At 69.1% G+C, this 735-nt stretch carries 1 protein-coding gene; it reads left to right on the top strand.

Annotated features, from left to right (window positions below):
- Positions 1 to 102 precede the first annotated feature (102 nt).
- A partial coding sequence (locus tag JNK74_28790; GenBank protein MBL7650180.1) for a type VI secretion system baseplate subunit TssF occupies positions 103 to 735 on the top strand: 633 nt, incomplete at its 3' end.

The raw sequence follows: 735 nt of genomic DNA, 5'->3' as shown, positions 1-735 counted from the left end.
GCAGCCGGTGCCGCTGCATCTGTGGCTGAAGACCGAGATCGACCTCGAATCCGGCAACGTCCGCATCGAGCCCCGCAACGCCTGATCGCAAGCAGCCCCCCGATGGATCCGCGCCTGTACCGGTATTACAACCAGGAACTCCAGCACCTGCGCGAGACCGCCGGCGAGTTCGCGCAGGAATTCCCGAAGATCGCCTCGCGCCTGAGCCTGACCGGCTTCGAATGCGCCGACCCCTACGTCGAGCGGCTGCTCGAAGGCTGTGCGTTCCTGTCGGCGCGCGTGCAGCTGAAGCTCGATGCCGAGTTCCCGGTGTTCACGCAGCACCTGCTGGAGATGGTCTACCCGCACTATCTGGCGCCGGTGCCGTCGATGGCGGTGCTGCAGTTGCAGCCGGACCTGTCCGAAGGCTCGCTCGCGGCCGGTTTCACGGTGCCGCGCGGCGCGAGTCTCAAGAGCGTGCTCGGCAAGAACGAGACCACCGCCTGCGAATACCGCACCGGTCAGCCGGTGACGCTGTGGCCGGTCGAGCTGACCGAGGCCGAGTACTTCGGCAACGTCACGGCCGTGCTCGGCCCGGCCGCGAACAGCGCGCCGCGTGCGCGTGCCGGCCTGCGCCTGCGCCTGCGGGCCACGGCCGGCCTGAGCTTCGATGCGCTGTCGCTCGAGCGCCTGCCGCTGTTCCTGCGCGGCGCCGACCAGCTGCCGTTCCGGCTGTACGAACAGCTGCTCGGCAAC

The sequence above is a fragment of the Candidatus Hydrogenedentota bacterium genome, assembly GCA_016791475.1.
Taxonomy (GTDB): domain Bacteria; phylum Hydrogenedentota; class Hydrogenedentia; order Hydrogenedentales; family JAEUWI01; genus JAEUWI01.
The sequence above is the reverse complement of the archived record's forward strand: the minus strand, read 5'-3'. Positions and strand labels throughout refer to the sequence as shown.